Below are 13,371 nucleotides of genomic sequence, written 5' to 3' on the forward strand. Positions count from 1 at the left end.
TTTGAGATGGAAATATCATCGAGCCGCGACACGGGGACATGCGTGCCCGGGGTCGGGATGGCTATGCTGTGGCGATCCACTCCCGGGACGCTCCTTCATGCTGCGATGCGCACTCCTGCTGCTGACATTGCTCCTCCCTTGCGCGCTGCCTGCCGCCAACCTGCGCCTGGTCGGCGACTCCTGGCCGCCTTTCGTCGATTCGCGCCTGCCTGGCAACGGCCTGGCGGTGGAACTGGTGACCACCGCGCTCAAGCGCGCCGGCTTCGACTCGAGTTTCCAGCAGGTACCCTGGTCGCGTGCCCTGTACGGCGTGCGCAGCGGCGACTACGACATCGCCCTGAGCGCCTGGTACGAGCCCGCCCGCAGCCTCTACGGGCAGTTTTCCCGCGCCTACCTGAGCAACCGCATTCGCCTGCTGCAACGCAAGGGGCGGGGTATCGAGTTTTCCCGCCTGAGCGACCTGCGTCCCTACCGCATCGCGGTCGTGCGCGACTATGCCTACGCGCCCGAATTCGACCGTGACAGCCGTTTGCAGAAGGTCAACGTGACCAGCTTCGCCAACGCCGCGCGGATGCTCGAGGCGGGGCGGGTCGACCTGGCGGTGGAGGACGAGCTGGCGCTGGGGGTCGCCTTCAAGGGCGAGCTGGCCGATTTGCGCGACAAGCTGGAGGTACTGCCCACCCCGCTTGGCGAGAACGGCCTGCACCTGCTGGTGAGCCTGAGGAATCCCCGGCATGACGAGATCGTCGACGGCTTCGACCTGGCCATCCGCGGCATGCGCGACGACGGCAGCTACCAGCGCCTGCTGGAGCGCTACGGCGCGCGCTAGGGCTGGCCTGGCAGCGGCTGCGCGCCGGCCAGTTCCTTCTTCAGCAAGTGCGCGGCCAGGGTGCGCAGCGGGGCGAGCTGGCGACAGATGTGCGCCAGTTGGGTCTGTACCAGGCGATGGCTGTCGTCCATGTCCTCGGGCATCTGCTCCAGTTCCTTGGCCAGCGCTTCCTCCTCTTCGCTGTAGATGGCGACCGGGCGTTTCTGTTCCAGGCTCGCGGCGATTTCCTCGAGGCTGGCGGAGAGCCGCTCGGCGGCGCGCTCCAGGAGGCCGTCGCTGGCGTCCTCGGGCAGGCTTTCGCGGTGCGCGCCGAGGCCGGATAGATAGCTGAGCAGGGTGTGCGAGAGGACCAGGAAGCGGAAGCCGATCTCGGCGTCCTTCCTGAAGTGGCCGGGCTCCAGGAGCATGTTCGACAGGGTGGTCGAGAGCGCCGCGTCGGCGTTGTGCGCGTTGCGCCGGGCGGTGCGGTAGTCGAGGTCGTCGCGCTTGCCGGTGGCGTACTGCTGCATGATCTGCCGCAGGTAGCGGCTGTTGCAGGCGAGGGTGTTGGCGAGCATGCGGTTGAGCCGGCGGCCCTGCCAGTCGGGCAGCACCAGGAACACCGCGAGGCCGGCGATCAGGCTGCCTAGCAAGGTATCGAACAGGCGGGGCAGGATCAGCCCGTAGCCATCGCCGACCTGGTTGAAGCAGAACAGCACCAGCAGGGTGATCGCCGCCGTCGCCAGGGTATAGCGACTGCTGCGGGTGGCGAAGAAGGCGACCCCGGCGGCGACCGCGAACAGCGACTGCACCAGCGGGCTGGGGAACAGGTCGATCAGCGCCCAGCCGACCACCAGGCCGACCACCGTACCTAGGATCCGCTGCACCAGGCGCAGGCGGGTCGCGCCATAGTTGGGCTGGCAGACGAACACCGTGGTGAGCAGTATCCAGTAGCCCTGGGTCGGATGGATCCAGTGCAGCACGCCGTAGCCGGCGGTCAGCGCCAGGGCCATGCGCAGGCCGTGGCGGAACAGCAGCGAGGTCGGGGTGAGCTGCTGGCGCAGGCGCTCGAAGGCGTCCTTCAGGCTGCGCGGCGAGCGGTCGAGCAGGGCGCTGTCCTGTTCGTCGGCGATGGCGTCCGGGTTGCTTGCCCCGGCCAGCTTGCGGTCCAGCGTGGTGAGGTTGGCGGCCAGGGCGCCGAGCGAGCGCAGCAGGCCCTTCCAGGCCGGGTTGCTCTGCTGGCGCAGGTGTTCGAGCGAGGCCTGGAGGTCTTCCAGGGCCAGCTCGCGGTCGGCGTAGTCGAACGGCTGGCGCAGGCGGATAGCCCGCGCCAGGGCCTGGCAGGCCTTGCCCTGCTGGTTGAGCAGGCGCTGGCAGCGGAACAGCACGTCGCTGTGGAAGAACGCCTCGGCCAGCCGGTTGTACGGGTAGTGCGAGGAACTGGCGCGCTCGTGGACGTCCTGGGCGATGAAATAGAGCTTCAGGTAGCGGCTCACCTTGGGGCCCGGCCGACCATGGCCGAGGCGGTTGAGAATGGTCTCCTTGGCCTGGTTCAGCGCCACCACCACCTTGCCGTTCTGCCGTGCCAGGGCGAGGCGCTGGCCCTCCACGTCGAGCTGGCGCAACGGTTCGAACAGGCTCGACTTGATCCTCAGGTATTCGCCCAGCTCGAAATACAGGCGGGAAAGACTCTGCTGCACCGGCTGGTTGGAGAACAGCGCGTTCCACAGCACCGAGAGCAGCCCGTACCAGGCCGCCCCGGCCACCAGCAGCAGCGGTTCGTGCCAGACATCGGCGACCTCGCCGCCGCGCTGGTCCACGCCGATCATGGTGTAGATCGAGAGGATCAGGGTCGCCGAGGCGATCGCCGCATAGCGCTCGCCGAGGGCGCCGAGGAGGATCATGCCGAACGCCGACAGCGCCATCCCGGAAACGAACAGCCAGGGATAGGGGAACAGCAACTCGACGGCGAAGGCGGCGACGCTGAAGCACAGCAGGGTCACCAGCAGCGCTTGCAGGCGGCCTAGCCAGTTGTCGTCGGTCTCCGCCAGGGCGCTGGCGATGATCCCGAGAAACAGCGGGATCAGCAGCTCGATGCGGTCCTGCCACCAGCACAGCAGCAGGGCGCCGGCCAGGGCGATGAATACCCGCAGGCTATAGGCGAACTTGTCGAGGGCCCAGAGGCGGCGGAGCGTGTGTGTCAACGAAGAGGGCGGCATGGGGGCGGAGTGCTATCCGATGGTCCGTGGTTCAGCCTATGTGGCCTGTCCGGCTAATTCAATCGGCCGATTTCGCGCGACTGGAAGTCCGCTGCCCGCCGCAGTCGCAGGAAGCGCTGCCGTGGGCAACTCGGTCGAGCCGGGCATCTGGCGGATGCAGGCTTCGTGCCTGCGAACGCTAAGACGTCGTCGCCGCGCCGAACGTTACCCGGCGGCGATATAGCGCGCCGGAGCGGGCCCGGCGAGCGAAGCGGCGGCGCGCTAAAGCAGGCGGACCTTGAACGAGCGACCCTTGATCTTGCCTTCGCTCAGGCGCTTGAGGGCCTGGTGGGCGAGGCCCCGCTCGATGGCGACGAAGGCCTGGAAGTCGAAGATGGCGATCTTGCCCACCGCGCTGCCGGGCAGCCCGGCGTCGCCGGTGAGGGCACCGAGCAGGTCGCCGGGGCGCACCTTGTCCTTGCGTCCGCCGGCGATGCACAGGGTGCTCATCGGCGGCAGCAATGGCTCCGGGCTGGCCTTCAACTGGCCGAGGGCGTACCAGGCCAGCGGCTGCTTCTGCAGGTCCTCGATGGCCTGCGCGCGGCTGGCCTCGGCCGGCGCCACCAGCGACAGGGCCAGGCCTTTCTCGCCGGCGCGACCGCTGCGTCCGATGCGATGGATGTGGACCTCCGGGTCACGCGCCAGCTCGACGTTGATCACCGTTTCCAGGGCGGCGATGTCCAGCCCGCGGGCGGCCACGTCGGTGGCCACCAGTACGTTGCAACTGCGGTTGGCGAACACCGTCAGGACCTGGTCGCGCTCGCGCTGCTCCAGGTCGCCGTGCAGGGCCAGGGCGGAAATCCGCTGCGCCTTCAGTGCGTCGGCCAGCTCCTGGCACTGCTGGCGGGTCTGGCAGAAGGCCACGCTGGACTGTGGCCGGAAATGCTGGAGCAGGCGTACCACGGCGTCCATGCGCTGTTTCGGATCGATCTCGAAGAAACGTTGCTCGATCTGGCTGTCGGCGTGCAGCGACTCGACCCTCACCTGTCGCGGATCGCGCATGAAGGTCTTCGCCAGCTTCTCGATGCCGTCCGGGTAGGTGGCGGAGAACAGCAGGGTCTGCCGGCGCTCGGGGAGCTGGCCGATGATCTCGGCGATGCTGTCGTAGAAGCCCATGTCGAGCATCCGGTCGGCTTCGTCGAGGACCAGGGTATTGAGCCCGTCGAGGACCAGGGTGCCCTTGCGCAGGTGCTCCTGGATGCGCCCCGGGGTGCCGACCACCACGTGCGCGCCGTGCTCCAGCGAAGCCACCTGTGGGCCGTAGGGGACGCCGCCGCAGAGGGTCAGGACCTTGATGTTGTCGGCGGCGCGGGCCAGCCGGCGGATCTCCTTGGCGACCTGGTCGGCCAGTTCGCGGGTCGGGCACAGCACCAGCGCCTGGCAGCCGAAGTAGCGCGGGTTCAGCGGGCTGAGCAGGGCGAGGCCGAAGGCCGCGGTCTTGCCGCTGCCGGTCTTGGCCTGGGCGATCAGGTCGTGGCCCTGGAGGATCAGCGGCAGGCTCTGCGCCTGGATCGGCGTCATCTCCCGGTAACCGAGGGAGTCGAGATTGGCCAGGAGGTCCGCGGAAAGCGGCAGCGAGGAGAAAGCGGTGGAGGTCACGGGGCAGGGCTCGGCAGGCGATACGAGCGGCTAGTCTAGCAGCCTGCGGCGGCTTGCCGCGTGCGATCGCCGCCGGAGCAGCAGCGACAGGCAATGTATCTTTGGCCAGTACCGTTCGTCCGAAAAACGAAAAAAGCGCGTTTCTGTATTTTTATACAGGTTCGCTTTCCTCAGTTTTTTGTCGTAGAGTGCTGACACTGTGTTTGCATGGGTCGCCGTCGATCGTGACCTGATGCGGTCGGAAATTCCAGCCCGTCCTGCTCGACTCCTTGTAACTCCTTGCAACTCAGTTACCGGCTACGATTTCGTGGCTAAATCAATACCCATAGTTCCAAGGAGAACTTGCAATGTCCCGTCAGAACGGCACCGTTAAGTGGTTCAACGAAACCAAAGGCTACGGCTTCATTACCCCGGAAAGCGGCCCGGACGTTTTCGTTCACTTCCGTGCCATCGAAGGTAACGGCTTCAAGACCCTGGCCGAAGGCCAGAAGGTCAGCTTCGAAGTCGTACAAGGCCAGAAAGGCATGCAGGCCGAGCGCGTTCAGGTGATCAACTAAGATCCCTGGGCCCCAGCCCGAAGAACCCGGATGGAAGCATCCGGGTTTTTTATTGCCCGGAGAAAACCGTCACACTGTCTTCGCCTGCCGTTCACCCTGTCTTGACGAGTTCCCGCCCAGAGTGGCCCGGTCCCGTTCGGAGTCGTTTCGATGAAGCCTGTGCAATCCCGTCGTCTGGCCTTCGCCGCGCTGTTGTCGCTGTCGTTCTCTTCCGCGTCCTGCCATGCCGCCACCGAGCACTGGGGCTGGATCGAGCAGTCCTGGCTGATGCCCGAGCGCATGCAGGCCAAGGCCAAGCTGGATACCGGCGCGCTGACCTCGTCGCTGGACGCGAGGAATATCCATCGCTACAGGAAGGACGGCGAGCGCTGGGTGCGCTTCGATGTCGTGCTGCCCACCGCCGACAGCAAGGCGCCGGTCAGCGTGACCTTCGAGCGCAAGGTGCTGCGGCTGATCAAGGTACGCGGCGCCGGCGGCAGCGACAGCCGTCCGGTGGTGGCGATGGACATCTGCCTGGGCGCCAAGCTGCTGCGCGAGCAGTTCTCCCTGCGCGACCGCGGCAACATGAACTATCCGGTGCTGCTCGGCCGCCGCACGCTCGAACACCTCGGCGCGGTCGACGTGTCCCGAACCTTCACCCGCAAACCTACCTGCAGCGCGCTCGCCGCTCAGTAGAAGAACCAGCGCAGCAGTCCAGCGCCCAGCGCCACCCAGAACAGCACGATCAGCGCAGCCATCCACAGGTTGCGCGGGTGCGTCTCGACCTCGCGAGCCCGCGCGCGGCACTCGGCGAGCAGCGTGGGTGGGGTGAGGCGGATCGCCAGCCAGATCCCCAGCGGCACCAGCAACAGGTCGTCGAGGTAGCCGAGCAGCGGTATGAAGTCCGGGATCAGGTCGATCGGACTCAGCGCATAGGCCACCACCAGCAGAGCCACCAGTCGGGCCAGCCAGGGCATGTGCGGATGGCGGCTGCACAGCCAGAGGACGATGACCTCGGTCTTCAGCTCGCGAGCCCAGCGCTTGAGCGTAGCGATCCAGGCCATCCTAGAGGTCCGGGTCCTTTTCCGGATCGACCCGGCGCGGGCTGGTGCGACCGTCCTCGCTGCCGAGCTGGAAGAAGATCGCCGCGGCCAGCATCGACATCAGGCCGACGCTGACATAGGTGGCGTGGAAGGCGCCGAGTACGGTGTCCTGCCCCGTATCCAGGTCGGTCTGGAAACCGCCCAGCAACGCCGCCGCGCAAGCCACGCCGAGGCTGATCGACAACTGCACGACCACCGACATCAGGCTGTTGCCGCTGCTGGCGTTGCTGTCCTGCAGGTCGATCAGGGTGAGGGTGTTCATCGCCGTGAATTGCAGGGAGTTCACCGCGCCGAGCAGGCTCAGGTGCAGCAGCAGCCAGACGTAGGGGGTGTCCTGGTCGACCAGGCCGAAGCCGGCGATCAGGCAGCCGAGGATCAGGGTGTTGCCGACCAGCAGCTTGCGATAGCCGAAGAAGTCCAGCAGTGGCTTGGCCATCGGCTTGGCGACCATCGCGAACAGCGCCAGCGGGATCATGGTCATGCCCGCGGTGGAGGGCGGGTAGCCCAGTCCCACCTGCAGCAACAGCGGGGTGAGGAAGGGCAGGGCGCCGCTGCCCAGGCGGGCGAACAGGTTGCCGAGGATGCCGACGGCGAAGGTCCGCGCCTTGAACAGGCTCGGTGGGAACAGCGGCTTGTCGATGCGTAGCGCGCGCAGCCAGTAGGCGGTGAGCAGGACCAGTCCGCCGATCAGCAGCAGGACCACGCGCAGGTGCGACAGGTGCAGCTCGCCGAGTCCTTCCAGGGCGATGGAGATCAGCACCATGGAGCCGCCGAAGAGCAGGAAGCCGATGCTGTCGAAACGGCTCGGCACCGGGCTGCGCAGGTCCGGCATCAGCTTCATCGCCACCAGGCAGCCGAGCAGGCCGACCGGCAGGTTGATCAGGAAGATCCAGTGCCAGGAGGCGTACTCCACCAGCCAGCCGCCCAGCGTCGGTCCCGCCAGCGGGCCGAGCAGGCCGGGAATGGTGACGAAGCTGAGCACCCGCACCAGGTCCTGGCGCGGGTAGACGCGCAGGATCACCAGCCGTCCCACCGGCATCATCAGCGCGCCGCCGACGCCCTGTACGATGCGCGCCCCGACCAGCAGTTCGAGGCTCGGCGACAGCGCGCAAAGCAACGAGCCGAGGCTGAACAGCAGTACCGCGCCGAGGAACACCCGGCGCGTGCCGAAACGGTCGGCGATCCACCCCGAGGCCGGTATCAGCAGGGCCACCGTGAGCAGGTAGGCGATCACCACCGCCTGCATGCGCAGCGGGTTTTCGTTCAGCGAACTGGCCATGCTCGGCAGCGCGGTGTTGAGGATGGTGCCGTCGAGGGCTTGCATGAAGAAGGCGACGGCAACCAGCCAGGGCAGTTGGCGGGCGATGCGGGGGGTGAGCTGGAACGGCTCGCTCATGGACGGGCTCCCTCGGGCGGACAGGGCCCAAGCATAGAGAAGTTCTCGCCGCGATGGGACGGCCGGCGACCGGATCGGGGCGAACAGCGGGCATTGCGGCGGAAGTCGCGGCCAGAGAGGTCGCCTTTCATTGTCCTGGGTCAAGCCGAAGCGCTGGCGCTCGCCGGCTGCTGTGCTAGTACTCAAGAGTCACCCCGTCAGTGGCTGCGGATGCGACGTCGGCGCTTCGTCATCGCACGGACATGTCCCGCGTTGCATGCTCGACGGCGCGTGCTTCACCGCCTTGTCGCGATGTTCTCCACGCAGCGCTCGGCGACCCCGGTCGCTGCTGCCGTCGCCGAAGCCCACCTTCCGTGGAAACAGGAGTCCTCCCATGGCCCAGGAACTTTGCGCTATCTGCCACGAACGTCCCGCCGTCGCCCGCGTCAGCCTGGTACAGAACGGCCAGCGCCGCGAACTCGCCCTCTGCGAACTGCACTACCGCCAGTTGATGCGCCAGCAGCGCATGCGCTCGCCGCTGGAGTCGCTGTTCGGCGGCGGCAGCCCGTTCGACGAGATCTTCTCCGGCTTCGGCGAGCAGAGCCCGGTCACCCCGGTGCGCGCCCGCGAGCCGGAGGCGGTGGACATCGCCGAATACTTCAGCAAGCAGACCACCGAGTACCTGCAACGCGCCGCGCAGGTCGCCGCCGAATTCGGCAAGCGCGAAGTGGACACCGAGCACCTGCTCTACGCCCTGGCCGACGCCGACGTGGTGCAGGCGGTGCTCAAGCAGTTCGGCCTGTCGCCGGCCGACCTCAAGCAGTACATCGAGGCCAACGCCGTGCGCGGCGCCAGCAAGGGCGAGGCGAGCGAGGACATGACCATCTCGCCGCGGGTGAAGAGCGCCTTGCAGCATGCCTTCGCCCTGTCCCGCGAACTCGGCCACAGCTATGTCGGCCCCGAGCACCTGTTGCTCGGCCTGGCGGCGGTGCCGGACAGCTTCGCCGGGACGCTCCTGAAGAAGTACGGCCTGACCGAGCAGGCGCTACGGCAGAAAGCGGTCAAGGTGGTCGGCAAGGGCGCCGAGGACGGCCGCGTGGACGGCCCGAGCAACACTCCGCAACTGGACAAGTTCAGCCGCGACCTGACCCGGCTGGCCCGCGAAGGCAAGCTCGATCCGGTGATCGGCCGCTCGAAGGAAGTCGAGACCACCATCGAGGTGCTCGCCCGGCGCAAGAAGAACAACCCGGTGCTGATCGGCGAGCCCGGCGTCGGCAAGACCGCCATCGTCGAAGGCCTGGCCCAGCGCATGGTCCAGGGCGAGGTGCCGGAGGTGCTGCGCGACAAGCGCCTGGTCGAACTGAACATCAACGCCATGGTCGCCGGCGCCAAGTACCGCGGTGAGTTCGAGGAACGCCTCAAGCAGGTGATGGACGAACTGCAGGCGGCGCAGAGCGAGATCATCCTGTTCATCGACGAGGTGCACACCATCGTCGGTGCCGGCCAGGGCGGCGGCGAAGGCGGGCTGGACGTGGCCAACGTGCTGAAGCCGGCGATGGCGCGCGGCGAGATGAACCTGATCGGCGCCACCACCCTCAACGAGTACCAGAAGTACATCGAGAAGGACGCCGCGCTGGAGCGGCGCTTCCAGCCGGTGTTCGTCCCCGAGCCTACGGTGGAGCAGACCATCTCCATCCTCCGTGGCCTGCGCGACAAGCTCGAAGGCCACCACAAGGTGACCATCCGCGACGAGGCCTTCGTCGCCGCCGCCGAGCTGTCCGACCGCTACATCGGCAACCGCTTCCTGCCGGACAAGGCCATCGACCTGATCGACCAGGCCGCCGCCCGCGTGCGCATCGCCAGCACCTCGCGGCCGGCCGAGATCCAGGAACTGGAGGCCGAGCTGGCGCAGCTCAAGCGCGAGCAGGACTACGCCGCCAGCCGCAAGTGGTACGACGAGGCTAAGGTCTTCGAGAAACGCATCCAGGAACGCAAGGAACACCTCGAGCAGATCACCGAGCGCTGGCAGCAGACCCAGGGGTCGAAGACCGAGGAGGTGCGGGTCGAGGACATCGCCGAGATCATCTCCAGGCTCACCGGCATCCCGGTCACCGAACTGACCGCCGAGGAGCGCGAGAAGCTCCTGCAGATGGAAGAGCGCCTGCACCAGCGGGTGATCGGCCAGCAGGAAGCGATCACCGCGGTCAGCGACGCCGTGCGCCTGGCCCGCGCCGGGCTGCGCCAGGGCAGCCGGCCGATCGCCACCTTCCTGTTCCTTGGCCCGACCGGGGTGGGCAAGACCGAGCTGGCCAAGGCCCTGGCCGAGGTGGTGTTCGGCGACGAAGACGCGATGATCCGCATCGACATGAGCGAATACATGGAGCGCCACGCGGTGTCCCGGCTGATCGGTGCGCCGCCGGGCTACGTCGGCTACGACGAGGGCGGCCAGCTCACCGAGCGGGTGCGCCGGCGGCCGTACAGCGTGATCCTGCTCGATGAGATCGAGAAGGCCCACGCCGACGTCAACAACATCCTCCTGCAGGTGTTCGACGACGGCCGCCTGACCGACGGCAAGGGGCGCGTGGTGGACTTCACCAATACCATCATCATCGCCACCAGCAACCTCGGCTCCGAGCTGATCATGAAGAACGCCCAGGCCGGCGAGTTCGCCCAGCCGCCGGAGAAGCTCAAGCGCGAACTGATGACTACCCTGCGCGGACATTTCCGCCCGGAATTCCTCAACCGCCTCGACGAGGTGATCGTCTTCGAGTCGCTGAGCAAGGCGCAGATCGAGGACATCGTGCGCCTGCAACTGGAGCGGGTGAAGCGCGCCGCGCACGCTCAGGACATCTACCTGCACATCGACGACAGCCTGGTCGGCCACCTCGCCGAAGAGGCCTACCAGCCGGAGTTCGGCGCCCGCGAGCTGAAGCGGCAGATCCGCCAGCAACTGGAGACGCGCCTGGCCACGGCGATGCTCAAGGGCGAGGTGAAAGAGGGCGAGACGGTCACCTTCTTCTACGACGCCAAGGACGGCGTCGGCTACCGCAAGGGCGCCGCGCCGAAGCCGGCGGCACGCAAGAAATCCGGCGCCGGCGAGACGCCCAAGGGCCGCGCGACGGCGGCGAGGAAGCCGGCGGCGAAGAAAGGCGCCGCCGCCAAGGGCAAGGCCGACAAGCCGAAGGCCAAGTGACCCGACCAAGGTTGGGGAACAAGGCACCGGCCGGTCGGTCGAAATCTCACCCCGGCCTGCGAATGCGGCCGGGGCGTTCGATATCTCATGAGGAATTGCCGATGCGCGTCACCACCCACGCTACCCTGGCCGCGGCCCTGCTGCTCAGCGCCGCCTCCGCGTTCGCCTTCAATCTCGGGGATGCCGCCAAGGCGGTCGCCGGGGCATCCCAGGGCGACTCCGCCCAGGTAGCCACCACCCCGCAGACCAGCGGTCTGCTCGGCGCACTCACCGGCCAGCTCGGGGTCAGCCAGGAGCAGGCGGTCGGCGGTACCGGCGCCCTGCTCGGCCTGGCCAAGAACCAGTTGGCCGGCAACGATTATTCGCAACTGGTTAAGACCATCCCCGGCCTCGACAAGCTGGCCGGCAACAACGCCCTGGCCGGTCTCGGCGGGCTCGGCAACGTGCTCGGCAAGAGCGGCGGCGACAGCAAGGGCCTCGGTTCGCTGCTCGGCAATGCGGACAGCATGGGCGACGTGAACAAGGCCTTCGGCACCCTGGGCATGGATAGCGGGATGACCGAGAAGTTCGCCCAGGTGCTGGTCGACTACTTCGGCAAGCAGGGCGCCAACAGCGAGCTGCTGGGCAGCCTGAGCAATCTCTGGGGAGTGAGCAAGGCGGGCGGCTCGTCGCTGCTCTGATCTGCCGCCAGCGGATCGGCGGATAACCGCGCTGCGGTTATTCGCCCTACGAAGTGGGTGCGGCGCCCGGATATTCGTTGCCCGCACCGGTAGGGCGAATAACGCCCCCGGCGTTATCCGCCGCTGCGCCGTGGAAACGGCGGATAACCGCGTTGCGGTTATTCGCCCTACGAGGTGGGTGCGACCCCCGGGTATTCGTTGCCCGCTCCGGTAGGGCGAATAACGCCCCCGGCGTTATCCGCCCTACGAGATGGGTGTGCTTCGGCCGGTACTTCAGCGCAGTTGCCGCAAGCGGGCGATGCGTTCGTCCTTTTCTTCCCACATGCGCGAGACCCATTCCTGCACGTACTGGCGGAACACCGGGTCGTTCTCGTAGTCGCCCTGCCACAGGGCGGGATCGATCGGGCGGGTCTGGATGTCGACGATCACCTTCGGCACCCGTCCGCAGAGCAGGTCCCAGAATCCCGGCACCTTGTCGCTCGGGTAGACCACGGTGACGTCGAGCAGGGCGTCCAGTTGCTCGCCCAGCGCGGCGAGGACGAAGGCCACCCCGCCGGCCTTGGGCTTGAGCAGGTGGCGATAGGGCGACTGTTGCCGAGCCTTCTTCTGCTCGCTGAAACGCGTGCCTTCCAGGTAGTTCACCACGGTCACCGGGATGCGCTTGAACTTCTCGCAGGCGGCCTTGGTGATCTCCAGGTCCTTGCCCTTGAGTTCCGGGTGCTTCTCCAGGAAGGCCTTGGAATAGCGCTTCATGAACGGATACTCCAGCGCCCACCAGGCCAGGCCGAGGAAGGGCACCCAGATCAGCTCCTTCTTGAGGAAGAACTTGAAGTAAGGGGTGCGCCGGTTGAACACCTGGATCAACGCGGGGATGTCGACCCAGGACTGGTGGTTGCTCACCACCAGGTACGAGGTGTCCTGGCGCAGGTCGCCGGCGCCGCGCACGTCCCAGACCGTCGGCGTGCAGGTGGCGAAGATCCACTTGTCGATCTCCGCCCAGGTCTCGGCGATCCACATCACGCCCCTGGAGCAGAGGTCCTTCAGGCGCTGGCCGGGGAGCACCAGCTTGAGCAGTGCGATCAGCATCATCGGGCCGATCAGGATCAGCGTGTTGAGAAGCAGCAGAAGGCTGCTGGTCAGGCCGGTCAACAGTTCCCGCATGGTTGGTTTCCCTGTCCTGGGTGTGGGTCGACGCGGCCCATCATACGCATCCGCGCCGCGCCGCCCAAGCCGCCGGCGTGGCGAACGAAACCGCGCCGTGCTAGTCCTATGTGGACCTCGTATCACTTCAGGAGATGCCCGCGTGAAGCGTGCCCTTGCCTTGCTCTCGCTGTTCGCCCTGCCGGTCCTCGCCGCCGAACCCAACCTCTACGGCCGCTACGAATGGGTCTCCCTGCCGGAGCTGGACCGCACCCTGCAGGCGAAGATGGACACCGGCGCCTACACCTCCTCGCTGTCGGCCAAGGACATCGAGTTGTTCCAGCGCGACGGCGAGGAGTGGGTGCGCTTCCGGCTGGCCACCAAGGAGGCCGACGGCTCTGTGTTCGAGCACAAGCTGGCGCGCATCGGCAAGATCAAGAACCGCGCCGACAACCGCAACGGCGAGGACGAGGATGAGGACCGCCTGAGCGAACGCCCGGTGATCGACCTGCAGGTCTGCCTGGGCGGAGCGATGAAGACCATCGAGGTCAACCTCACCGACCGCAGCGCCTTCAACTATCCGTTCCTGATGGGCACCAAGGGCTTGCGCAAATTCCACGTCGCGGTCGATCCCTCCGAGCGCTTCGTCGCCGACAAGCCCACCTGCAAGTAAGCGTCC

Annotated in this window: 11 protein-coding genes; 6 read left to right on the plus strand and 5 right to left on the minus strand. The window is 67.1% G+C overall.

Annotation, left to right across the window (positions count from 1 at the left end; genetic code table 11):
* Positions 1-97 precede the first annotated feature (97 nt).
* Positions 98-829, plus strand: coding sequence for a substrate-binding periplasmic protein (locus AC1RB9_RS02325; protein WP_003109736.1), 732 nt, complete (start codon positions 98-100; stop codon positions 827-829).
* Here AC1RB9_RS02325 and yccS read toward each other — a convergent pair.
* Positions 826-3,027: a YccS family putative transporter gene (gene yccS, locus AC1RB9_RS02330; RefSeq protein ID WP_003084700.1), complete on the minus strand. Its 2,202-nt coding sequence runs from the start codon at positions 3,025-3,027 to the stop codon at positions 826-828. The two genes, AC1RB9_RS02325 and yccS, sit on opposite strands and share 4 nt — an antisense overlap.
* Positions 3,028-3,288: 261 nt before the next feature.
* Complete coding sequence (gene dbpA / locus AC1RB9_RS02335; protein WP_003118837.1) at positions 3,289-4,665, minus strand: ATP-dependent RNA helicase DbpA; 1,377 nt, start codon at positions 4,663-4,665, stop codon at positions 3,289-3,291.
* Between the two features lie 347 nt (positions 4,666-5,012).
* Between dbpA and AC1RB9_RS02340 the strand changes: the two genes are divergently transcribed.
* Together AC1RB9_RS02340 and rloA3 are read left to right on the plus strand one after the other, a co-directional pair.
* On the plus strand, positions 5,013-5,222 hold the full coding sequence (locus AC1RB9_RS02340) for a cold-shock protein (RefSeq protein ID WP_003084710.1): 210 nt from the start codon (positions 5,013-5,015) through the stop codon (positions 5,220-5,222).
* 150 nt (positions 5,223-5,372) lie between these two features.
* On the plus strand, positions 5,373-5,897 hold the full coding sequence (rloA3, locus tag AC1RB9_RS02345) for a retropepsin-like aspartic peptidase RloA3 (RefSeq protein WP_003099931.1): 525 nt from the start codon (positions 5,373-5,375) through the stop codon (positions 5,895-5,897).
* Here rloA3 and AC1RB9_RS02350 read toward each other — a convergent pair.
* Positions 5,891-6,265 (minus strand): YkvA family protein, encoded by a 375-nt coding sequence (locus tag AC1RB9_RS02350; RefSeq protein ID WP_003142684.1) that lies wholly within the window; start codon positions 6,263-6,265, stop codon positions 5,891-5,893. The genes rloA3 and AC1RB9_RS02350 overlap by 7 nt on opposite strands.
* Before the next feature lies 1 nt (position 6,266).
* On the minus strand, positions 6,267-7,700 hold the full coding sequence (gene mdtD / locus AC1RB9_RS02355; RefSeq protein ID WP_003084717.1) for a multidrug transporter subunit MdtD: 1,434 nt from the start codon (positions 7,698-7,700) through the stop codon (positions 6,267-6,269).
* A 373-nt stretch (positions 7,701-8,073) separates the two neighbouring features.
* Here mdtD and clpG point away from each other — a divergent pair, with 373 nt between their 5' ends.
* On the plus strand, positions 8,074-10,872 hold the full coding sequence (clpG, locus tag AC1RB9_RS02360; protein ID WP_003117917.1) for an AAA family protein disaggregase ClpG: 2,799 nt from the start codon (positions 8,074-8,076) through the stop codon (positions 10,870-10,872).
* A 101-nt stretch (positions 10,873-10,973) separates the two neighbouring features.
* Entirely contained in the window at positions 10,974-11,552 is a 579-nt protein-coding gene (locus AC1RB9_RS02365; RefSeq protein ID WP_003084725.1) for a DUF2780 domain-containing protein, read from the plus strand.
* A gap of 273 nt (positions 11,553-11,825) precedes the next feature.
* Here AC1RB9_RS02365 and AC1RB9_RS02370 read toward each other — a convergent pair whose 3' ends face one another.
* On the minus strand, positions 11,826-12,713 hold the full coding sequence (locus AC1RB9_RS02370) for an acyltransferase (RefSeq protein WP_003099939.1): 888 nt from the start codon (positions 12,711-12,713) through the stop codon (positions 11,826-11,828).
* A 142-nt stretch (positions 12,714-12,855) separates the two neighbouring features.
* On the opposite strand from AC1RB9_RS02370, the gene rloA2 reads away from it, so the two are divergent.
* Positions 12,856-13,365: a retropepsin-like aspartic peptidase RloA2 gene (gene rloA2 / locus AC1RB9_RS02375; protein WP_003084733.1), complete on the plus strand. Its 510-nt coding sequence runs from the start codon at positions 12,856-12,858 to the stop codon at positions 13,363-13,365.
* The last annotated feature ends 6 nt before the right edge of the window (positions 13,366-13,371 follow it).

The organism is Pseudomonas sp. 20-5 (genome assembly GCF_056782835.1).